Annotated in this window: 19 protein-coding genes; 8 read left to right on the forward strand and 11 right to left on the reverse strand. The window is 63.3% G+C overall.

Annotated features, from left to right (window positions below; translation table 11 throughout):
- Positions 1-33: 33 nt before the first annotated feature.
- The 9 genes from PVW51_RS09590 to PVW51_RS09630 all read right to left on the reverse strand — a co-directional run bounded on the left by PVW51_RS09590 (position 34) and on the right by PVW51_RS09630 (position 9011).
- Complete coding sequence (locus PVW51_RS09590) at positions 34-864, reverse strand: sulfurtransferase (protein ID WP_274574791.1); 831 nt, start codon at positions 862-864, stop codon at positions 34-36.
- Positions 861-2270 (reverse strand): FAD-binding oxidoreductase, encoded by a 1410-nt coding sequence (locus PVW51_RS09595; RefSeq protein ID WP_443287827.1) that lies wholly within the window; start codon positions 2268-2270, stop codon positions 861-863. Before PVW51_RS09595 ends, PVW51_RS09590 begins: the two co-directional genes overlap by 4 nt.
- Positions 2271-2373: 103 nt before the next feature.
- The gene (locus PVW51_RS09600; protein WP_274574795.1) at positions 2374-3159 is read right to left on the reverse strand and encodes a coniferyl-alcohol dehydrogenase; all 786 of its coding nucleotides are present in this window, start codon (positions 3157-3159) and stop codon (positions 2374-2376) included.
- Positions 3160-3170: 11 nt separating this feature from the next.
- Positions 3171-4160, reverse strand: a complete 990-nt coding sequence (locus tag PVW51_RS09605) for a branched-chain amino acid ABC transporter permease (RefSeq protein WP_274574797.1) — start codon at positions 4158-4160, stop codon at positions 3171-3173.
- Positions 4157-5065, reverse strand: coding sequence for a branched-chain amino acid ABC transporter permease (locus tag PVW51_RS09610; protein ID WP_274574799.1), 909 nt, complete (start codon positions 5063-5065; stop codon positions 4157-4159). Before PVW51_RS09610 ends, PVW51_RS09605 begins: the two co-directional genes overlap by 4 nt.
- Positions 5062-5793, reverse strand: a complete 732-nt coding sequence (locus PVW51_RS09615; protein WP_274574800.1) for an ABC transporter ATP-binding protein — start codon at positions 5791-5793, stop codon at positions 5062-5064. Before PVW51_RS09615 ends, PVW51_RS09610 begins: the two co-directional genes overlap by 4 nt.
- Positions 5790-6530 carry an ABC transporter ATP-binding protein gene (locus PVW51_RS09620; RefSeq protein ID WP_274574801.1) on the reverse strand — a complete coding sequence of 247 codons (741 nt, stop codon included), beginning with the start codon at positions 6528-6530 and terminating at the stop codon, positions 5790-5792. The genes PVW51_RS09615 and PVW51_RS09620 overlap by 4 nt, the downstream gene beginning before the upstream one ends.
- Before the next feature lie 8 nt (positions 6531-6538).
- On the reverse strand, positions 6539-7819 hold the full coding sequence (locus PVW51_RS09625) for an ABC transporter substrate-binding protein (protein WP_274574802.1): 1281 nt from the start codon (positions 7817-7819) through the stop codon (positions 6539-6541).
- Between the two features lie 178 nt (positions 7820-7997).
- Complete coding sequence (locus PVW51_RS09630) at positions 7998-9011, reverse strand: carbon-nitrogen hydrolase family protein (protein WP_274574803.1); 1014 nt, start codon at positions 9009-9011, stop codon at positions 7998-8000.
- 2 nt (positions 9012-9013) lie between these two features.
- Here PVW51_RS09630 and PVW51_RS09635 point away from each other — a divergent pair, with 2 nt between their 5' ends.
- The 8 genes from PVW51_RS09635 to PVW51_RS09670 all read left to right on the forward strand — a co-directional run bounded on the left by PVW51_RS09635 (position 9014) and on the right by PVW51_RS09670 (position 18421).
- A complete protein-coding gene (locus PVW51_RS09635) occupies positions 9014-9193 on the forward strand; it encodes a hypothetical protein (protein ID WP_274574804.1) in 180 nt (59 codons plus the stop codon).
- Positions 9194-9207: 14 nt separating this feature from the next.
- Positions 9208-10128 (forward strand): helix-turn-helix domain-containing protein, encoded by a 921-nt coding sequence (locus PVW51_RS09640; protein WP_274574805.1) that lies wholly within the window; start codon positions 9208-9210, stop codon positions 10126-10128.
- Between the two features lie 246 nt (positions 10129-10374).
- The gene (locus PVW51_RS09645; protein WP_274574806.1) at positions 10375-12183 is read left to right on the forward strand and encodes an acyclic terpene utilization AtuA family protein; all 1809 of its coding nucleotides are present in this window, start codon (positions 10375-10377) and stop codon (positions 12181-12183) included.
- A gap of 125 nt (positions 12184-12308) precedes the next feature.
- Positions 12309-13262, forward strand: coding sequence for an arginase family protein (locus tag PVW51_RS09650; RefSeq protein ID WP_274574807.1), 954 nt, complete (start codon positions 12309-12311; stop codon positions 13260-13262).
- 26 nt (positions 13263-13288) lie between these two features.
- Positions 13289-14824: an ABC transporter substrate-binding protein gene (locus PVW51_RS09655; RefSeq protein WP_274574808.1), complete on the forward strand. Its 1536-nt coding sequence runs from the start codon at positions 13289-13291 to the stop codon at positions 14822-14824.
- The gene (locus tag PVW51_RS09660) at positions 14821-15825 is read left to right on the forward strand and encodes an ABC transporter permease (protein ID WP_274574809.1); all 1005 of its coding nucleotides are present in this window, start codon (positions 14821-14823) and stop codon (positions 15823-15825) included. Before PVW51_RS09655 ends, PVW51_RS09660 begins: the two co-directional genes overlap by 4 nt.
- Entirely contained in the window at positions 15822-16664 is an 843-nt protein-coding gene (locus PVW51_RS09665) for an ABC transporter permease (RefSeq protein ID WP_274574810.1), read from the forward strand. Before PVW51_RS09660 ends, PVW51_RS09665 begins: the two co-directional genes overlap by 4 nt.
- On the forward strand, positions 16661-18421 hold the full coding sequence (locus tag PVW51_RS09670) for an ABC transporter ATP-binding protein (RefSeq protein ID WP_274574811.1): 1761 nt from the start codon (positions 16661-16663) through the stop codon (positions 18419-18421). The genes PVW51_RS09665 and PVW51_RS09670 overlap by 4 nt, the downstream gene beginning before the upstream one ends.
- A gap of 27 nt (positions 18422-18448) precedes the next feature.
- Here PVW51_RS09670 and PVW51_RS09675 read toward each other — a convergent pair whose 3' ends face one another.
- Both PVW51_RS09675 and PVW51_RS09680 read right to left on the reverse strand, forming a co-directional pair.
- Positions 18449-19924 (reverse strand): M24 family metallopeptidase, encoded by a 1476-nt coding sequence (locus tag PVW51_RS09675; RefSeq protein WP_338019756.1) that lies wholly within the window; start codon positions 19922-19924, stop codon positions 18449-18451.
- An 8-nt stretch (positions 19925-19932) separates the two neighbouring features.
- Positions 19933-21096, reverse strand: coding sequence for an ATP-binding protein (locus PVW51_RS09680; RefSeq protein WP_274574813.1), 1164 nt, complete (start codon positions 21094-21096; stop codon positions 19933-19935).
- Between the last annotated feature and the right edge of the window lie 87 nt (positions 21097-21183).

Below are 21183 nucleotides of genomic sequence, written 5' to 3' on the forward strand. Positions count from 1 at the left end.
CGTTATACTTTGTCTGCATAGGACCCGGGATGTTCACGCTTGCAGGATCTCGCCCAGGTGGCCTTGTCCCCACTCTGACCAGGATCCGTCGTAAAGCTGTGCCGGCCGGCCGATCCGGACCAGGCCAAGGGCGAGAACACAGGCCGTCATGCCGGACCCGCAACTGACTATTGGTGTCGTTTCCGGCGTGTCGCCGAATATGTCGTGCAGCTGCGCCGGCGTCGCGAAACTGCCGTCTGGCTGGGTAAGGCTGGTGAAAGGCACGCAGGTCGCGCCGCGCATATGACCGCTTTGCAAACCCGCCCGCGGTTCCGGCGCGCGCCCGTCGAACCGGTCCTGCGACCGGGCATCGAGGATGACCGGACCCTGCTGCTCGATTTCGTCGCGCAGGCTTTGACCGTCGATCACGCTTGCGGCGTCCAGGGTCCAATTGCGCGGCGCGACAGGGCGCGGTTCTTCCTCCCCATTGGCCACTGCATGACCCGCCTCGGTCCAGGCTTGCAGCCCGCCGTTCAGGACATAGACCTGCGAAATGCCGTAGAGCCTGAGCGTCATCCAGACACGCGGTGCGCTGAAATGGTTGGCGCTCCGGTCATAGACCACCACCGGGGTGCTGCCGTCGATCCCCAGCCGGGCCATGCCACCGGCGAAAGTATCGGGATCGGGCAGCATATGCGGCAGCCCGTTTGTCGTGCTGGCGATTTCGTCAATTTCGAACAATTGCGCGCCGGGGATATGCGCCTCAATGTATTCGGCGCGGCTGCGTTCAGGGTCGGGCGGCAGGAAATAGGTCGCGTCCAGCACCACCGCCTGCGCCAGATTTTCGGCAAGCCAGTTCGGGCTGACAAGAGGGTCGTAGGTCATGCGTTACCATTCCTTTCGGGTGGGAAAATCTTCTGCGGGTTCATGAGGTCATCAGGGTCGAGCGCGGCTTTGATCCGGCGCATCAGTTTCAACGCGGGGCCGTGTTCACGTTCCATGTACTTGCGTTTGCCAAGGCCCACGCCATGTTCGCCGGTGCAGGTGCCGTCGCATTCCAGGGCACGTTCCACCATGGCGTCATTGATGCGTGCCACGGCCTCCTGCTCCTCGGCGGACTCGGGGTCGAGTGAAAAGACCACGTGGAAATTTCCGTCGCCCACATGCCCCATGATCGAGGCCGGGACCGGACAATCGGCCAGAAGCGCCTTGGCATGTTCGATGCAGCCGGGCAGGGCCGAGATCGGCACGCAGACATCGCTGGCCCAGCCCCGCGCACCCGGGCGCTGCCGCACCGTGGCGGTATAAGCCGAATGCCGCGCGGCCCAGAGGCGCGAACGGTCTTCTTCCTTTGCGGCCCAGCGGAAGTCCGACCCGCCGTGATCTTCTGCGATCTGCTGGAACATCTCGACCTGTTCACCCACGCCGGCTTCCGACCCGTGGAATTCGAGGAACAGCGTGTCGGCCTCCGCTTCTTCGAGATTGGAAAAGGCGTTCACCGCACGGATGCAGCCCGCATCCAGATATTCGATCCGCGCGAGCGGCAGGCCGATCTGGATCGCCACGGAGGCCGCCTCGCTTGCCGACAGCGGGTCGGGAAAGGTGCAGACGGCAGAACGCACCGCTTCGGGCCGTCCATGCAGGCGCAGTGTGACCTCGGTGATGATGCCGAGCGTCCCTTCGGAGCCGGTGAAAAGATGCGTCAGGTCGTAGCCGGCAGAAGACTTGCGCGCCCGGCGAGCCGTCCGCAGGATTTCACCATCCGGCATGACGACGGTGAGGCTGATCACGTTGTCCGCCATGGTGCCATACCTGACAGCGGTGGTGCCCGACGCCCGTGTGGCCGTCATTCCGCCCAGGGTGGCATTGGCGCCCGGGTCCACGGGAAAGAACAGGCCGGTCTCGCGCAGGTGTTCATTCAGCGCCTCACGCGTCACCCCCGCCTCTACGGTGCAATCGAGATCGGCAGGCCGCACGTCGAGAACGCGGTTCATCAGCGACATGTCAATGCACAACCCGCCTTCGGCTGCCGATGCGTTCCCCTCAAGCGATGACCCGTTGCCATAGGCCACGATGGGCGTGCCGTAGAAGGCACAAAGATTGACGATCTGTGATACTTCCTCGGTCGAGACGGGTCGCGCGACGGCCTCGGGAGGCATCGGCTGGTGATGCGCTTCTGTCCCGGCATGTGCTTCCCGCTCAGCCATGCTTTGCGAGAATCGGTCTCCCAGCATGGCGCTGAGCAACCGGGGGAGGTCTGCTGCGAGGGTCAAAGCTGTTTCCTTCCGCATTCGAGGGGCTGTCGGAAGGACAGGATAAACAGGCAACCCGGCAGCCCGCATATGCCAATGGGAGATAACGGCCAGCTGGTGCCTCGGGAGCCGACCATCAGCGTCAGGAAAAATGCGCCTGCACCGTCACGGCAGCCTCAAGCCCGCCGTCGGTTGCGATGTTTGTGCCGTTGATCCAACGAGCGGCGTCGGAGCACAGGAACAGGATGGCCGGTGCAATGTCGTCGGGGGTGCCTGCGCGGCCCACGGCCTCGACGTCGGATTTCACCCGTGCGTCGCCCAGCACATCGCGGAACTGTTGCAGGATCGGCGTTTCGACCGGGCCGGGCGAGACCGCGTTCACCCGGATGCCCCGGCCCCGGAACTGCTCCTGATGCGCGGCCAGCATGGTCCAGACCAGCAGGATTTCCTTGGACACCGGATAGCCCGCGTCGTTCGGGATGTCATGCTGCGCCACGATCTCCGCCGCGTCGGGAAAACCGGTCGTGCGGGCAATGGCCGCTGCCCGCGCGCCATTCTCCCGCCAGCCGTAGCCCGCGATGGAAGCGACATTCACCACCGACCCGCCTTCGCGCAGCTTTGTTGCCAATGCCTCGCTCAGGGCGCGCAAACCGAAGAAGTTGATCGCCAGCGTGTCTGCCGCGCCGCTCTTGCCCGAGACGCCCGCGACATTGCACAGCGCATCCAGCCGGTCGGGCAGGGCGCCCGCGATGGAAGCCACGCCCTCAGCGGTCGAGATGTCGCCCTTCAGGAACTGACCGAAGCCTTGCTTTGGCTTGCTGCGGTCGATACCGATCACATTTGCACCCATCTGGCCCGCCAGCTCGGCGGTGCGGCACCCGATGCCGCTGGCCACGCCGGTGACCACGATGGTCTTTCCAAACAGCATGAACGCTTTCCCTATTTTGAAGGGGTTTCCATCTGAACCCGGTAGCCCAGCGGCATCAGGCTGACGCCTGTCCTAGTGGCGATCCAGCCCCAGAGCCCCTTGGGCAGCAGCAACGAGAACAGCAGCGCCGCCGCGCCAAGGCCGATCAGATACCAGACGCCGGTATCGGCGAACCAGGTTTCCGCCGCAAAGAAGATCAGCGCGCCGAGGATCGCGCCCTCGAACCGGCCCAGCCCGCCGACCAGCACCATGAAGATCATATAGGCCGTCCATTGCACGCTGAAGTAGGTCTTGGGCTGGAAGGCCGAGACCTGCGCCAGCCAGAGCGCCCCGGCGACGGCGGTGCCGAAGCCCGCCAGCACGAAGAACAGCCGCTTGGTGCGCATCGGGTTGACGCCGATGGAATCCGCCGCCTCCTCATTGTCGCGGATCGCTTGCATTGCCAGCCCCGAGGGCGTGCGCAGCACCGCGAACAGCAGCGCCAGCAGCCCCACCATGCCGATCAGCGCCGCCCAGAAGATCATCATCCGCCGGTCCGCGATGGCATAGGCGTTCAGTGAAATCAGCGAGGTGCCGGTTTCACCCTGGATCAGCGGGTCGAGGTTGACGCAAAGATGCGCGATGGAGGCCAGCACCCACATGCCGATGGCGAACTCGCCGGCGCGAAGGTGCAGCATGAAAAGCGACAGCACCCAGGACAATCCGGCAATGATCCCGGCACCCAGCAGCATGGCGGCAAAGGGGTTGATCCCCGCATCGGCCAGCCGGATCGTCATGTAGGCACCAAGGCCGAAGAACAGCTGGTTACCGATGGAGACCAGCCCGCCATAACCCGCCAGCGCATTCCACATCGCGGCGAGGATCACATAGATGAACAGCACCGTCAGCCGCTCGATCACGCTGTCTGTGGCAAAGGTCGGGACCAGCGCGAGGATCAGGATCACCCCGGTGGCCAGGGCAAAGGCCAGCTTGGACTGCCAGGTCCAGCGGTGGATGGTCATTGTGCTGCTCCTTTCCGGGTAAGCCGCGCAATCTCTGCCAGTCGCAGCGGCGCCTTGCCCTTCAGCGCAAGGCGGATGAACAGGACGATAAGAAACGCCACATGGCCGCCCAGCAAAAAGCCCTGCGGGTGGATCTGTGCGCCGACAGATTGCGCCACGGCCAGAACGATGGCTCCGGCAAGCACGCCCCAAAGCGACCTTGCGCCACCAATGATTGTCGCCTCGAAGGCGAACAACAGCTGCGGCGCGCCGGCATAGGCGTCGAATGTGCCGCGCAGGCCAAGTGCTGCGCCGGAGACGGCGACGGTCATGGTGGCGAGTGCCGCAGCGATCCCGGCGGCGCGCCGCGCGTCCACCCCGACCAGCCCCGCGGTGTCAGGGTCGGTCGCGGTGGCACGGATCTGCCGGCCAAGGGCGGTGCGCTTCAGCAGCAGGTCCAGCCCGCCGATGATCACGATCACCGCGATCAGGATATCGACCGGCAGCTTGCCCACATAGATGCCCCCGGGCAGTTCGAAAGCCTCCCAGCTGAGGTCGCCGACGAAGGGCGAGAGCGACCGCGTGTCAGCGCCGAACTGCTGGAACAGCAGGTTGTCCAGCACGATGGCGAGGCCAAAGGTGGACAGCACCGGCAACAGTTCACCCCCACGCACTGCACGTTCCAGCACCAGCCGTTGCAGCAACCAGCCTGCCACGCCCATAACCGGTACAACCGCCAGCAAAGTGATGAAGGGCGACATGTCGAAGCTGTCCGACAGGCTCCAGACCGCATAGGCGCTGACAACGGCCAGCGAACCATGGGCAAGGTTGATGACCCGCATGACCTGGAACATGAAGGCCAGCCCGCAGGCGATGAGGGCGTAATAGCCGCCAAGCAGGACGGCCTGGATCAGGATATTGGTCATGCGTGTTCCCCCTGCGGCCCGGCCTGGGCTTCGGTGCCGAAATAGGCCGCCGTGATCGCCTCGCGGGTGGTCGCACCCATCGGACTGTCGAGCACCACATGCCCTTCGAGCATGCAGACCACCCGGTCCGCCACGGCCATGGCGCGCGAGAGGTCCTGCTCAACGAGAATGATTGTCGTGCCCGTCGTCATCAGCCCTTCGAGCGAAGCATAGACCTGATCGACCACCAGCGGCGACAGCCCAAGGCTGACCTCGTCGAGGATCAGCACATCGGGGTTCGACATCAGTGCCCGCCCGATGGCCGTCGCCTGCTGCTCGCCCCCCGACATGGTGCCGGTTGCGGCATGACGGCGTTTGACGAGGTTGGGGAAGGTTTCAAAGATGCGTTCGACCGTCCAGTCGCCCATCCGGCCCACGGTGCGGCCCAGCTTGAGGTTTTCTTCCACCGTCATGTCGAGGAACAACTTGCGCCCCTCGGGCACCAGCGCCAACCCGGAGGCCACGCGCAGATGGCTGGGCATATGGGTGATGTCTGTGCCGCTCAGGTGGACGGTTCCGGCCTTGACCGGGTTCGCCCCGGCCAGGGCCCGCAGGAGCGTCGTTTTGCCTGCGCCATTGGCGCCAACGATGGCAAGGATCTCTCCCTGTTCGACGTTGAAGCTCACATCGCGCACGGCGCGGAACTGGCCATAGCGCACATCCAAGTCGGTGACGCGCAGAATGCTCATGCCGGGGCCCCCCCGAGATAGGCCGAGACGACCTGCGCGTCGGACATGACCTTGTCCGGGGCTCCCTCGGCGATGATGCGGCCCGCGTCCATGCAGACCAGCCGTTCGGCCACCTGCAAAAGGATGCGCACGATATGTTCGATCCAGACAATGCCGATGCCGCGCGCGCGCAGGGAGCGGATCGTGTCCACCAGCTCGGAGGCTTCGGCATCTGTCAGCCCGCCGCCGATTTCGTCCAGCAGCAGCAGGCGCGGTGAGGTGGCCAGGGCGCGGGCCAGCTCCAGCCGCTTGCGATCGAGCAGACCGACGCTTTCCGCCGGTCGGTTGGCCACTGGCAACATGCCGCAGACATCCAGCGCGTCCAGCGCCAGGTCATAGGCCTCACCCTTGCGCCGCGATCCGGCATGGGTCGCGGCGACCAGGACGTTCTCAAAAATGGTGATCCCCGAGAACGGCTTGGGGATCTGATGCGTGCGCACCAGCCCCATGGCCGCCCGGTCGCGCGCGGGCAGGGCGCTCACGTCATCGCCGTTGAGCTGGATCGTGCCCTTCGTGAGACGGGTGGCACCGGCCAGGACGCCCAGCAGGGTGGACTTGCCCGCACCGTTCGGCCCGATGATGCCCACCGCCTCATTCGAGGTCAGCGAGAAATCGATTCCGTTCAGCACGGGCAGCGCCCCAAAGGACTTGTGGATGCCTGTGCCTGTGAGCCGGGCTTCCTGTCCGGCCTGTGCCACCGCCCCGCTCATTCGTTATAGGGCGCGAGCTGGGAAGTGATCGGGACATTCGGATCGGTCGCGTTGTTGACCAGAACATAATCCAGATCGAACGGACCTTCCTTTGCCTTCACCCATTGCGAGCCGAGGATCGGGCCATGGGCCACGTTGGGCACCGGGCCGGAGGTGAAATCGACCTGACCGCCGATGGTTTCCACGTTCAGCGTGGCGATGGCATCGCGCAGGGCTTCCTTGGACTTCGGATCGCTCGCGGCCTTCAGCGCGAGAATGCCCGCATCCAGAAGCGACAGCGTTGCGCCAAGCTGCTGGGTCCATTGTTCACCGCTCTGGGCTTCCCAACCGTCGGCCAGTTCGTGACCTGTCTGGCCGGTGACGGGCGAGGCATAGGGGAAGTCGCGGTGCCAATAGGCAGCCGAGGCCATGCCTTCACCCAGCGAGCCCATCGCCTCCATCTCGGAGGGGAAAAGGCCGGTCTTGGCGGTCTGCATGATCTTGATCTGGCGCGCCAACCCCTGTTGGGCCGCCTGGCGCCAGAAGGCGGCGAAATCGGGCGGGATCGGGAAGGAGTTGATGATCTCGACGCCCTCGGATTTGAACAGCGCGATCTGGGTCGAATAATCGGTGGTGCCGGTCTCATATGCGCCGGGGTCGACGATGGTATAACCTGCCTCGGCCAGTTGCGGTGCCAGGACCGCGCGCACGGCATTGCCGTCGGCGTCGTTGGGATACATCACCCCGACTTTCTTGTTGGTCTCGATCTGCGGCCAGGTCGAGGTATAGGTCTTGAAAATCTCGCCCACGCCAAAGCCGAAGTGATAGGTCCATTTGAAAGGGGAGGGCTCTCCCGGCTTGGCGCCACGGCCGAAATACCAGGCCTCCCAGGGCATGACGGTGGACAGGCACGGCACGCCCGCCGCCTCGCAGGCGTCCGAGACCGGGTTGATCACCTCGGGGGTGGAGACGGCCAGCATCAGGTCGACGCCCTCGTTGATCAGCTCCTTGGCCAACTGCGCGGCGCGGGCCGGGTCGGACTGGGTGTCACGGTCGAGGATCTCGACGGCATAGCTCTTGCCCGCGACCTCGATGCCATCGGTCAGGGCCGCGCGGACCTGTTCCAGCACGTAACCGTCGGTCTTGCCGAAGCCCGCCAGCGGCCCTGTGCGGGGGCTGACAAAGCCGATGCGAATGGTATCGGCATCCTGCGCCAGCGCCCCACGGGCGGACAGGACAAGCGTGGTCGAGGCCAGAAGGCCGGAGAACTGACGTCGGTTCAATTTGATATGTGTCATGATCGTTTCCCTGTTGGTTTACCCTTTGATGGGCATAGATTTTCCCGGTGTCCGGGTATGGCTGACGCCCGCGCCACCACTGGATCGGCGGGCGTCAGTTGGGCCCTGTCAGCCGTCGCATCGCCCGGGGAGAACGGCGCGAAACAGGAGACTGACAGGGCCTGGCCAACGCGGGGGCCTAGACCTCTGCCGCATCCTCGTAAGGGACCGGCGTGAAAGCACCGGTTCCGTTCCGTTCTTCCATCACGTTGCGTTTCTCGCGGTTGACCACCAGCTTCAGCACATCGGGCCGCGCGTAATGGCCCGCCGGATCAGCGGCCCCCTTTGCAATAGCCAGCATGGCCGGATCGAGATCGGCGTAGAGAATGCCCTCCTCGTCTTCCGCCAGCGGCTCGCAGAGCGGGCGACCGTCCGGGCCGAAGATCTGGGCAAAGCCGCCGCCGGGCTTCGAGGTGCGCGGGTTCAGCAGATGCGCCTTTTCGGCGCTGTCCCCGGCGACCCGGTCGATCATCTCCTGGCTGACGATGGCGCAGGCGGCCAGAACATAGCAGGACCCTTCCACCGCATAGACCTGCGAGGCGGCGTTGTTCACTTCCGGTCCGAGCGCATAGGCAAGGTCACGGTAAACGCAGAAGCTGGGCCATCCGGCAACATGGACTTCCTCGTGCTGGGCATACATCGACATCTTGACCAGCGGCTGCACGTGTTCCCAGCAGTTCAGCGCGCCGAGGCGGCCAATCTCGCTGTCGACCACCATCAGGTCCGATCCATCGCCTTCGCCAAAGATCGTGCGTTCCACATGGGTCGGTTTGAGCTTGCGGCGATTGAGCAGAATGGTCCCATCCTCGCCGATGATGACCTGGCTCATGTAGCGGCTGCCGCCCGCGCGTTCGGAATAGCCCATGACCATGGTGATCGCATTGTCATGGCAGATCTGCTGCAGACGTTTCATCTGGGGCGAACCTGCCGCCATGCTGTTTTCATGGTACTCGGGCAGGAATCCGACACCCTCGGCGGGTGCACCGGTCCAGATCCACCAGGGGTAGCCCGGCAGCCATGTCTCGGGGAAGGCAATCAGTTTGGCCCCGGCGCGGGCCGCTTCTGCGGTAAGGTCCCCGGCCTTCTCGATCGAAGCGTCGAGATTCAGAAAGACAGGAGCGGCCTGCACACAGGCGGCCTTGAACGGTTTCATCAATGTATCCTTCCTTGTTGGCATCGTCCGCCGACGTGCGGCGGGCCGTCACTTCTGGCGCTCTTTTGCTGGTTGAGGCCTTGCCGGACATCTCTGCACAACTTGTGGATCGCGACTTTGCGTGCGGCGACAAATCGTTTGACTTTGGACGCCACAGGCAGATCATGCTGCATGAATTCTGACGGGGAGGGAGATCTTGCGCGGCAATTCGACAGAATCCCGGCGCGTCTGGGAGACGTGGCGCTCGCAACTCTGGTCGCGGTTTGTCCGGCTTGAAAGCTCTTCCAGCGACGAGGATTTCTTTGGCCATGTCAGCGCGGCGGTGCCCGGGTCCAACCGGCTTTCCACCGTTCATTCCACCACTCAGATCACGGAACGGACGCAAGCCAATCTGCGTCGCGATCCTCATGACGACATGCTTTTCGCGTTCCAGATCGAGGGGCACGGTTTTATCGAACAGGATGGAAGGCAGGCGCGGCTCGATCCGGGTGACTTCGGTTGCTACATGACGGACCGGCCATATCGCCTCGCGTTCGACAGCCCGTTCCGGCAGGTCATCCTGCGCCTGCCCCGGCACAGGCTGGCGGATCATTTGCCATGTCTCAGCCAGGAGACAGCCAGACGGTTCGACGGCAAGGCCAAGGCAGGGTTGATCGCGGCGGGCTTCATACGACAGATGACGGAACAGGGCGGCAGCCTGACAGATGCGGATCTTGCGGGCATGGAAACGGTCACGGCACAGATGCTGGCAACCGCAATCCGGCAACGCACCGAAACGCAGGGCGACGCCCAGACAAGCCGCCTGGAACGGGTGAAGCGGTGCCTCAGGGATCAGCTGCGCGATCCCGATCTCGATTTTGCGCATGTGGCGGCGGCCGAGGGGATGAGCCTGCGCACCCTGCAACGCCTGTTCCAGCTCGACGGGGTTTCGCCGTCTCAATGGGTGGCGGAGCAACGGCTGAAACAGGTGGCGCAGATCCTGCGGGACCCGGCACAGGCGAAAAGGTCGATCACAGACGTTGCCCTGTCATGTGGTTTCGGAGATCTTTCCCATTTCAGCCGGACTTTCCGGCAGCGCTACGGCACCAGCGCCAGAAACTGGCGGAACCTGAGCTGACAGGCCGGGGCTTCTTGGCCCCCTTTCATGGAAAACAGCGATTCGGATTTGTGACATTGGCTGTCGGTCACCGTCGCCGCGCCTCCGAACTCCCTGCCGCGGTTATACCGTGTTGATATAGGTGGAGCGTTCCTGTGCCGCACTAGAAGGAAACCGGAATGACGGCTGCGTGCAGCGAAGAAGCCGCGCAGCGCTGGCCCTCTGACAGAATTGTCCGGGGCAGAAGGTTCCGGTGGAGGAGCGCACATGACCACAAATCGTTCAATCAGGATCGGTGCGGGGTGTTCGATCGACATGACGCTGTCCTTGCCACAGATGGTGCGCAAGGGAGAGGTCGATTACATCGTGATCGATTTCATGACCGAAGTTGCAGTCTCGAAGATGAAGGCCCGCGATATGGCGGAGCCGGGGCGCGGGTTCGGTATCGACCTGATCGGGCCGGAGCTTGAGCGTGAATTCAAGCAGATGCTGGACAAGGGAATTCGCCTTGTCACCAATGCGGGCGGCCTGCAACCTCACGCCTGTGCCGAGGCGCTCAAAGCGATGGCTGAGAGCCTAGGTTTGTCGCCGAAGATCGCGGTTGTCGATGGTGACAACGTCCTGCCGCTGATTGCGGATGGCAAGGACTCCTTCGATGACATGTTCACCGGCAAACCGGTCCCGCATGATCTGATCAGCGCCAATGCCTACCTCGGTGCCTGGCCGGTTGCGCAGGCGCTGGCGACGGGTGCCGATATCGTGGTGACCGGGCGCGTCGTCGACTCGGCCCTGATCGTGGGGCCATTGATCCACGAATTCGGCTGGAAGATGGAGGAGTACGACCGCCTCGCAGGGGGTGTCCTGATCGGGCACCTGCTGGAATGCGGGGCGCAGCCCTCCGGCGGTATTTTCAGCGATTGGCGCGAGGTCGACTGGGCGGACATGAGCTTTCCCATCGCAGATTGTCTCGCCGATGGCACGGCGGTGTTCAGCAAGGTTGCGGGGACAGGGGGGCAGATATCGACCGGCAGCCTGGCCGAGCAGATCCTCTACGAGATCAGCGATCCTCAGGCCTATGCCATGCCGGAAGTGACCTGCGATTTCAGCAATGTTCAGCTGGAGGTGCTGGCCGAGGATCAGGTCCGGGTCTGGGGCGCGAGGGGCCATCCGCCATCGGGTAAATACAAGGTATTCGCCCTGAGCGATGACGGTTGGCAGGGCGTCTTTTCGGGTGTCACAACAGGGCGCAGCGCGGCTGAAATGGCGCAGAAAACGGGCGAGGCCATTCTGTCGCGCTGTCAAACGCTGTTGCGGGATCGCAATCTGGGGAACTGGACCGCTGCGGCCTCCGAGGTGATCGGCGCCGGGGCAAGCTACGGGGCGCAGCGGCCTAAGGATATGGACACCCGCGAGGCGGTGTTCCGGGTGGTTATGGACCATGCCGACCGGGCCGGCGCGGAGCTTTTGACCCGCGTCGCCGGGGCATCGCTGTCCTCCATGGCACCGGGCACATCCAACCGGCTTGGCGCACCGGTTGTCAGCCGCAAGATGCGTATGAGCGCCTTTCTGATGGACGCGGCAAGGGTTCCAGCCCGGATCACGGCAGCGGGTGAGACCGTGAGCCTGCCCCCGGTTCTGCCGTCGGCACCGTTCCGGCGGGAGATGCTTGCACCGAATGCGCCGCTGCCAAAGGCCGGTGATACTGCCGATACGGTTGAGGTGCCGTTGAGCGCGCTGGCGTGGATGCGCTCTGGCGACAAGGGGGACAAGGTCAATATCGGTGTGATCGCCCGCGATCCTGATTTTGTGCCCCATATCAACGCCGGCCTGACAGAAGAGGCCGTCGCCACATGGTTCGCTCATATCCTCGCGGACCCATCCAACCCGAAAGTCCGGAAATACGAGCTGCCAGGCCTTCATGCCTTCAACTTCCTGATCGACGAGGCGCTGGACGGCGGCGCGGTGGCCTCGCTTCGCTTTGACGCGATGGGCCGGGGGCTGGCGCACCAGCTGGCTGATTTCCCGGTTCTTGTGCCCACCGCCCTTGCCGCGGCAATGCAAGGTAATGCCCCGTGAAAACACGGTAAATTGGGCGTGTCCCGTTTTGGAGTCATGCCGACTGGGTATATCGGCATTTCTGTCGATAGGGGCCCAAATTCCCTGCTGCTAGCGTTTTATCAGATACCGACGGAGGATTTGAGGTGACGGCCAATCAAACACCTGTTTCGTTGATCGGACTTCCGTATCACTGCGGCGACCGTGGCCGTGTTCCGGGGAACGCGATGGCGGTGGGGCCCGAAGTTTTGATGCAGGACGAACATGCGCCTGCCGCCCTGCGCGCCGTATTTTCCGACGTCGATTGCCACATGATCGAAAACGCGGAGCGCGCCAATGACGCGGAGAATGGCGGTGACTTTCGCACGATCCCCGTGGGCGATCAGATGGGCCGGATTCTGGTGCAGAACATCCGCCTTGCCGCTGTGGTGAGCGACGCCATAAGCCAGGGCAGAATACCCATCGTGACAGCAGGCACCTGTTCGGCCTGTTTCGGCATGGTCGGTGGCGTCGGCGTCGCCGAAGGGCCGATCGGCATGATCTGGTTCGATGCCCATGCCGATGCGGAAACGCCCGATACCTCCTCCAACGGGTTTATCGAAGGCATGCTGACCTCGACCATTGCGGGCCATTGCTGGCCGCGTTACCGGCAGCGGGTGCCCGGTTTTCGTGAGATCCCCGAAGAGCGCATCATCTCGGTCGGCATTCACGAGAAATATGCCGAAGGCGGTCGTACAGGTGGCGCGCGTGCGATGGGCACCATCATCGACCCTCCCGTCATTCAGAAACTGGGCTTTGAGGCAGCGCTGGGTCACGCGCTGGACGTGCTCAGCACCCGGTGCAGTCAGGTCTATGTCCACATCGACAACGATTGCATGGACCCGAGCGTCCTGCGGTCAAGCAGGCATTGCGCCGATGGCGGTCTGACGGATGGGCAGGTGGCGACGGGTCTGGACATGATCGCAAAGAGGTTCCGGATCCTTGCCTGCTGCTTCACCGCCTTTGACCCCGATGTCGATCCGCGCGGCCCTTCGGTGATCGCGCCGCTGATGGTGAAGGCGGCAGAGGCGGCCGCCAGAAGCATCAGCAAGATTGCATGAACGATAATGCCAACAAGGGAAAAACCATGACTTACGCAAAAAACGGAACCGGCCCCAGCCGCCGCAGGGTACTTGGCGGGATCGGGACATTCGCGATGGGTACGGCGCTGGGTGCCGGCCTGTCCCTGCCTGCCTTTGCGCAGGATGCCAACACGCTGCGCGTCGCAGCAAATGGCAGCACCAGCGATTCCCTCGACCCGCACCGCACGCGTGCCCAGATCACCGACATCATCCGCTTCACCAACCTTTTTGACGGATTGTGCGACTATGCGCCTGATGCGACGGTCGTGAACGTCCTGGCCGAGAGCTTCACGCCCAATGCGGATGCCACCGAATGGACGGTCAAGATCGTGTCCGGTGTGACCACCCATGCGGGCGAACCCTTTACCGCCGAAGATGTCGTCTATTCCGTCAAACGGATGCTGGACCCGGACAACCCGACCCGGGGCGCATCGCTGATCAGCTTCATCGATGCTGAAAATGTCGAAGCCCTGGACGATCTGACCGTGGTCTTCCGGCTGAAAAAACCCTACGGGCCGTTCCGGGACATCTGGGCCAACCGCTATCTGCGCATGGTGCCGCGCGGTTTCGACCCTGAAACGGCAGTCGGAACCGGGCCCTTCAAGCTCACGTCATTCACGCCGGGGCGCGAATCCGAATTTGCCCGGTTCGATGATTATTTCCGTGGCCCTGCCAAGGTCGAACAGTTGGTGGTCGTCAATGTGGCGGACGCTACCGCATCAATGAACGCGCTGCGTGGTGGCCAGGTTGATATGGTCTACAACGTGCCGATCAGCGAGGCGCGCATCATCGAGGCCGATCCGGCCCTGACGCTGGTCAACAATCCCAGCAGCCTGTCGATCCCGATCTATATGCGTACCGATGTCGCGCCCTTCGACGATCCCCGCGTGCGCGAGGCGATCCGTCTGATCGCAAACCGAGAGCAGATGGTGGCAATTGCCTTGTCAGGATACGGTGAAGTCGGCAACGACATGCAGGGCCGCACAATTGCACCCTGCGGCGATACGGATGTGCCGCAGCGGACGCCAAACATCGAGCGAGCGATAGAGCTTCTTGCAGAGGCAGGCCAATCCGACCTGGATGTCGAGATCGCGACGACCTCGGGCACCAGCGGCATGGTTGAATGTGCGCAAATCCTGTCCGAACAGGCCCGTGCGGCCGGTATCAACATCCGCGCCAATGTGATGGACGAAGCCTCCTATATCGCGAACTACGGCAACTGGACCTTCGGTGTGGATTTCCTGTCAGATACCTACCTTCCCGTCGCCGCGCGCAGCCTCATGCCGGGCGGATCCTCCAACAACACCCATTGGCATGACGAAGAGTTCATCGACCTGTTCGAACAGGCAACCGCGACATCGGACGAGGCCGAACGCTGCAACTTGATCCAGGAAATGCGCCGGATCGAATATGAACGCGGCGGCAACATCATCTGGGGGTTCTCGAACACGCTGAACGCGACCGGGGCCCATGTGCAGGGTGTCGAAACCTACGTCAGCGGCTCACCGTTCTATCACCTGAGGCTTGTGTCGAAGGCATGAGTCACCAGAAAAGAAACCTCCTGCGCGGTTCGAACCGCGCAGGTGCCACCCTGCGCATGATTGCCAGGCGCCTTGCCAGCAGTGTGCTATTGCTGTGCATCATGTCGGTGCTTGTCTTTGCAGCGACACAGGCCCTTCCGGGCGACATTGCACAGATGGTGCTGGGTCGGGATTCCACGCCGGAACAGGTGGACCGGCTGCGCAGCGCGCTCAACCTCGACGCCCCGGTCTGGCGGCAATATCTGATCTGGGCCGGCAATCTTTTGCAGGGCGATTTCGGTGTGTCCTTCGTGTCGCGCCAGCCGGTCTTCGATATTCTGCAGACGCGGCTGTCCAATACGGTTGTGGTTGTCCTGCTGTCCTTCCTGATCTCGATCCCCCTGTCGCTGGTGCTGGGCGTCTATACCGCCGTGAATGCAGACCGGGTATCGGACCGGGTGATCCTGTTCTTCGGCATCGCACTGAACGCCATGCCCGAATTCGTGCTGGCCCTGCTGCTGGTCCTGCTGCTCAGCGTGCAGGTGTTTCATGTTTTTCCCGGTGTCGCCCTGCTGAGCCCGGGAGTTTCGATCTGGATGCAGCTGCCCAAGATCGCTCTGCCGGTCCTGACGCTGGCGCTGCTGCAAGCCTCCTATTTTTACCGTCTGGTCCGCGCGACGATGATCGACGTTCTGGCCAGCGATTATGTTGAATTCGCACGGCTCAAGGGTATGCCCCGGCGCAATGTGCTGTGGCGCCAGGCGGTGCCCAACGCGCTGGTCCCGGCGGTGCAGGCGGCCGGGACGATCTTTGCCATCTCGTTCGGGGGCGTGGTGGTGATCGAATATGTCTTTGCCTTTCCCGGTCTTGGCACGGCACTGGCCGATGCGGTCGGCGCGCGGGACATCAAGGTGGTGCAGGCGATCACGCTGACCATTGCGCTGATCTTCTTCGCCACCAATATCGTGACAGACCTGATCACCATGGCCCTGACACCGCCGGGCCGGGGTGGCGTGCGATGAACATGTCTCGTCACGGTTACATGGTTCAGATCGCAAGCAACCGGCTGGCACAGGTGGGCTTTGCGCTGATCTTGCTTGTTGCTGCAATCGCCTTCATCGGGCCATTGGTATCGCCGCATACACATTCGGAATTTGTTGGCACCCCCTACGGCCTACCGACCGATGGCGCACCGCTCGGCACCGACAATCTGGGACGCGACGTGCTGTCGCGCGTCATGCATGGTGGCCAGGATCTGGTCTGGATGGCTTTTTGCGCCACCTTGCTGGGCCTTGCGCTTGGCACGGCGATGGGGCTCTCCGCCGCCTTCTTCAAGGGCTGGACGGAAACCGTCCTGATGCGGGTGGTCGAGCTGAAACTCGCATTTCCGAGCATCGTTTTCGCCCTGCTCTTTGTCACCATGCTGGGCCCCAGCAAGGGGCTGCTGACTATTGTGGTCGGCGTCTCGCAGGCACCCAGCGTGGCGCGGGTGATGCGCGGAGTCGCAATGGATGTGGTGCGGCAGGAATACGTGCAATGGGCGCGGTCCGTCGGCATGCGTGCCTGGCGTGTGCTCTGGGCCGAGGTGCTGCCCAACACGACCTCGCCGCTGCTGGTGGAGTTCGGTCTGCGGATGATGTGGTCGATCTCGCTTCTGGCTGGTCTGAGTTTTCTCGGCTACGGCATTCAGCCGCCGGCCGCCGATTGGGGCCTGATGGTGAACGAGAACCGCAACGCCCTGTCGGTGCAGCCCTTCGCCGTTCTGGCCCCCATCGTGCTGATTGCGCTGTTTTCCATTGGCTGCAATCTCTTTGCCGAAGGGGTGACCCGCGCGATCGGCCGGACCGGAGGGACCGAATGAGTGAAACCGTAAATCTGCGAGACCTCCGGGTAGAGACCCGCAAAGGCCTTCCCATCGTCGAAGAAATCGGTTTTTCCATCGTACCCGGCAAGGTGCTGGGGCTGGTGGGCGAAAGCGGCTCCGGCAAAAGCACCATCGGCAAGGCGCTTTTGGGTTACGCCGCGCCGGGCCTGCGCATCGCCAGTGGCAGTTTCAACGTCGAAGGGACCGATCTGCTGGCGCTGGGGGGCGAAGCACGCCGCCGGGCGCGCGGGCCGGTCGTCGCTTATGTCCCACAGGACGCATCCAGCGCCCTGAACCCGGCGATCCCGATCCTGCGGCAGATGACCGAAAGGCTGCGCACCGGGCAGGACCGGCTATCGGCCTCTGATGCGCGTCAGCGCGTCTGTGAAACACTGGAACGTGTGGGCCTGCCGACCGACGCGGGCTTTCTTGCACGCTACCCCGGCGAACTCTCGGGTGGTCAGTTGCAGCGGGTTGGTCTCACGGTTTCCATCGTGTCGCATCCACGCCTGCTTGTCCTCGATGAACCTACAACCGCTCTTGACGTCTCGACACGGGCCAGTGTTCTGGACCTCGTCGCGCAGCTCAATCGCGATCTGAACATGAGCAGCCTTTATATCTCCCATGACCTTGGCGTGATCTCGGCGGTGGCCGACGATGTGATGGTGCTCTATGCGGGACAGGTGGTCGAAACCGCCCCGCGTGACCGTTTCTTTGAGGCTCCGGCGCATCCCTATTCCCGCGCATTGCTGCAAGCCATGCCAACCACGCGGCGACGCAAGGCCCTGCACGGGATACCGGGGCGTGTGCCGGTGCTGGCCGAGCGGCCGGCAATCCCCGGTTGCCTCTTTGCAGATCGCTGCGACCTGGTGCAGCCCGCTTGCCGCAAAGCGCTTCCGTCTCTCGTGCCGCATGGCGAAGGCCGGCTGCGCTGCATCCGCGGCGATGCCACCCCGGGTCCTGTGGAGACAGAGGTGCTGCACGACCGCCCCCCGGCGGCTGCCAAACCTGTACTGGAAGTGTCCGGGCTTTCCGCCGGGTATTCCGGCAATCAGGTGCTCCACGACATTTCTTTCCGGGTCGAGCCCGGTACATGCACGGCACTGGTGGGCGAATCCGGTAGTGGCAAATCAACCCTGTCGCGTTGCCTGATCGGGCTTCACGGCAGCTTCGATGGCGAGGTCCGGTTCAACGGAACGCCGGTGCCACCGACCATCCGCCAGCGGCCGGGCTGGATGCACCGCGACATGCAATATGTGTTCCAGAACCCTTACGGGTCGCTTCACCCCCGGCGCACGGTTGGCGACAGTATCGCAGCAGCGCTGCGGATTGCGGGTGGGCGGCGAAACGGATCGGTTCGGGATGCAGTGCGGGACGCGCTGGAGCAGGTGGCGATGCCACCGCAGCTGGCTGACCGCTTCCCCTCAGAGCTTTCGGGAGGGGAACGTCAGCGGGTGGCCATCGCCCGCGCCCTGGTCTGCAAACCCAGCCTGCTGATCTGCGACGAGGTCACTTCGGCGCTGGATGTGTCGGTTCAGGCCTCGATCCTGGAACTGTTGCATGATCTGATGCGCGGTGACCTTTCGCTCCTGTTTGTCACCCACGACCTGGGAGTCGTCCGTACAATCGCGGACCGGGTGATCGTGCTGAACGAAGGCCGCATTGTGGAAGAGGGCGCAGCGGCAGATGTCATTGGCGCGCCGCAGCATACCTATACAAGATCGCTTCTGGATCGGGTGCTGGAAGTCGCCTGAGCCGGGCTACCGTTAAGCGCCGCCTTGTCAGGGGTGCAGCACAACAAGCTCCGGCTCGAACGGGGTCAAGGTTTCCACCCCGTCGGAGGTGATGCAGATCGTCATGCTGCAGCAGGCGCAACCCACCCCCGGCTGGTAGAGCGCGGGCACGAGGTGAAAACACATGCCCGGCTCCAGCGGTGTCTGGTTGCCCGGGCGGATGCTGGCCACGTTTTCCTCACTCCAATCCGGTGCAAAGTTGATGCCGACCCCATAGGCCGCGCGCACCGGAAACATCCCGGCGTAACCGAGCCGGTCGATGGTCGCGCGCACAACGGCGTCGGCGTCATGGCAGGTCATGCCGGGCCCGATGCTTTCGAGCCCGGCGAGAAGCCCCGCGCGGGAGGCGTCATGCAGCCGGCAGATGTCATCGCCGGGCGGCCCGATGACAGACACCCTGAACAGCGGCGCGCTATAGCGGGCAACCGGTGGGGCCAGTTCCGTGTTGATAATCGTGCCGGACTGCAAGGGGGCCATCGTCCAGGTGCTATGTGCCAGGGCAGAGCGCGGGCCCGAACAGACGAAAGGCTCCAGCGAAAAGGGCTCTGCTCCGGCGCGGATGGCGTGGCCGATCAGATTGGCGGCCAGGTCCGCTTCGCTCGCGCCCGGCAGAAGGCCGTCAAGGGCTGCGCGCGTGGCCTCTGCCGCGATCTGTCCGGACCGGCGCATATAGGTCAGTTCGGCCTCCGACTTCACGGCGCGCATCGGCTCGATCAGGCCGGCGGCATTGACGACCTCGCGCCCGGGCAGCGCGGCGGCGATCTGCGTCATGCCCCGTGGCGGGATGACCGCTTTGGCCAGTTCGAAGCCGATCCGCGTGCCGTGCGGCGCAATGGTTGCAATCGCCTCTCCCACGGCGGCATAGGGGTCCTGATCATCGGCAATCTCTGCGCCGATCTCATGCCGGTCGCCGGACCAATCTGCTTCGATCAACGCCTTGACGTTGCTCATGTCGGTTTTCCGCCCGATCCAGAAGACATTGCCATCAGCAGAGATGAGCGCCCCGAAGGTCCCTTTCAAAACGCCGATCGGGAAACCGGTGACGTAATAGTAGTTGCAGGGATCCATGAGCAGGATGAAGTCGAGTCTGCGTCGCGCCATTTCCTCGATCAGGCGTTGCCCGCGGCGGTCAATTTCACACTTTTCGAAATGCTGAGGTATCATGAGCCCGAGGCACCGTCCGGATGGTTCGCCCCAGATTAACCGCCACCCGGTGGAGGGCCTATCGGCAGAACTACCGAGAGGCGCAGAGATTTGATGGCCCCGGCCCGCAAGGTCTTCCAACCCGATGCATGGCAACGGAAAACAAAAGTTTGACCGGACGCGGACCCGCAGAGCACGCGTTAGCGCAACCTGATGGTGTCGTTCCGCAGATCTCGCCCTGGCGCTGCATGTGCCAGAGGTGACATCACCAACCTTGGTGTCGGGAACAGCGGTGGCAGGCTGAAATTCCGCGCATTTCATATGCGGCGTTAGAGTGCTTTGAGCAGTCCGATTCCCTGTGCGAGAGAGATTGCCCGGCTGTCGCCTGCCAGGGGGACGTCGCGTTCGCCTGCGTAGATCAGCAGCTTTCGGCTGGCCCTGATATCTTCCGCGCCCGTGTGGAAACCGCGCGAGACCTTCGGTGCCGTGGTGCGTTTGATCTCTATGGCCCAGATGTCGCCATCCGGCAGTCGCAGCACCAGATCAAGCTCGGCGCCGGCAGAGGTGCGATAGAAGAAGGGTTCAGTGCCGGCAGGTGCTGCGGCCAGAAGCGCTTCGATGCAGAACCCCTCCCAGCTGCCGCCGACGACAGGATGCCCGAGCAAGCCTTCGGTCGTACCAATACCCAGCAGGGCATGCACGATCCCGCTGTCCCGCACATAGACCTTCGGCGATTTCACCAGGCGCTTTCCGACATTTTCATGCCAGGGCTGCAGACGCCGCACCAGCATGAGATCAACGAGCAGGTCGAGGTAACGGCCAACGGTCTGGCCGGAAACACCAAGCCCCTCAGCAAGGGCGGCAGCATTCAGCAGGCCGCCTTGCACATGCGCCAGCATGGTCCAGAAGCGCCGCAAGGTTGCCGCCGGAATACGCGGCCCGAGGGCCGGGATGTCACGTTCCAGGTATGTGCGCAGGAAATCCAGACGCCAGTCCATGCTGGCCTGATCGCTAGGGGCCAGGAAACTGTCAGGAAAGCCGCCACGCAGCCAGAGCGTATTCAACTGATCGGCCCCGACCTCGGGAAGCTGCAAAGGCGGCATCTCGATATACCGGACACGTCCGGCGAGGGATTCTGCCGATTGTTGCAACAGGACATTGGAGGCTGATCCCAGAAGCAGGAACTGTCCCGTCCGGAAACCGGCCCGCCTGCGCTGGTCGATCTGGCCACGCAGGCTCTTGAAGAGGCCGGGCATCTGCTGCACCTCGTCGAGGATGACGAGTTTTCCTGCCTGCTCATCCAGATAGAGATCCGGTTCGGTCAGGATTTGCCTGTCTGCCTCACGTTCAAGATCGAGGTAGACTGATGGTTGCTCCGATGCGATGTCGAGAGCAAGCGTGGTTTTCCCGACCTGCCGGGGGCCAAGGAGGACAACAGCGGCTTGGTTCTCCAGCGCGGATTGCACAATTTGATGGGTCTGACGTGTATACATACCTTGCAATTACTCCATATGGTGGAAGATTTGCAAGGTTATTTCTGGTGCGGTTATCGCTATCTCGCAGAGGAAGTGCATTTTTGA

Origin of the sequence: Sulfitobacter sp. PR48 (assembly GCF_028807335.1) — a bacterium.
Taxonomy (GTDB): domain Bacteria; phylum Pseudomonadota; class Alphaproteobacteria; order Rhodobacterales; family Rhodobacteraceae; genus Sulfitobacter.

Coding starts and splice junctions, on each gene's coding strand:
- PVW51_RS09670 (WP_274574811.1), top strand. CDS start 16,661: ATGAGTGAAACCGTAAATCTGCGAGACCTCCGGGTAGAGACCCGCAAA.
- PVW51_RS09680 (WP_274574813.1), bottom strand. CDS start 21,096: ATGTATACACGTCAGACCCATCAAATTGTGCAATCCGCGCTGGAGAAC.
- PVW51_RS09625 (WP_274574802.1), bottom strand. CDS start 7,819: ATGACACATATCAAATTGAACCGACGTCAGTTCTCCGGCCTTCTGGCC.
- PVW51_RS09645 (WP_274574806.1), top strand. CDS start 10,375: ATGACCACAAATCGTTCAATCAGGATCGGTGCGGGGTGTTCGATCGAC.
- PVW51_RS09660 (WP_274574809.1), top strand. CDS start 14,821: ATGAGTCACCAGAAAAGAAACCTCCTGCGCGGTTCGAACCGCGCAGGT.
- PVW51_RS09630 (WP_274574803.1), bottom strand. CDS start 9,011: ATGAAACCGTTCAAGGCCGCCTGTGTGCAGGCCGCTCCTGTCTTTCTG.
- PVW51_RS09605 (WP_274574797.1), bottom strand. CDS start 4,160: ATGACCATCCACCGCTGGACCTGGCAGTCCAAGCTGGCCTTTGCCCTG.
- PVW51_RS09590 (WP_274574791.1), bottom strand. CDS start 864: ATGACCTACGACCCTCTTGTCAGCCCGAACTGGCTTGCCGAAAATCTG.
- PVW51_RS09665 (WP_274574810.1), top strand. CDS start 15,822: ATGAACATGTCTCGTCACGGTTACATGGTTCAGATCGCAAGCAACCGG.
- PVW51_RS09610 (WP_274574799.1), bottom strand. CDS start 5,065: ATGACCAATATCCTGATCCAGGCCGTCCTGCTTGGCGGCTATTACGCC.
- PVW51_RS09675 (WP_338019756.1), bottom strand. CDS start 19,924: ATGAAATGCGCGGAATTTCAGCCTGCCACCGCTGTTCCCGACACCAAG.
- PVW51_RS09635 (WP_274574804.1), top strand. CDS start 9,014: ATGTATCCTTCCTTGTTGGCATCGTCCGCCGACGTGCGGCGGGCCGTC.
- PVW51_RS09655 (WP_274574808.1), top strand. CDS start 13,289: ATGACTTACGCAAAAAACGGAACCGGCCCCAGCCGCCGCAGGGTACTT.
- PVW51_RS09615 (WP_274574800.1), bottom strand. CDS start 5,793: ATGAGCATTCTGCGCGTCACCGACTTGGATGTGCGCTATGGCCAGTTC.
- PVW51_RS09600 (WP_274574795.1), bottom strand. CDS start 3,159: ATGCTGTTTGGAAAGACCATCGTGGTCACCGGCGTGGCCAGCGGCATC.
- PVW51_RS09595 (WP_443287827.1), bottom strand. CDS start 2,270: ATGCGGAAGGAAACAGCTTTGACCCTCGCAGCAGACCTCCCCCGGTTG.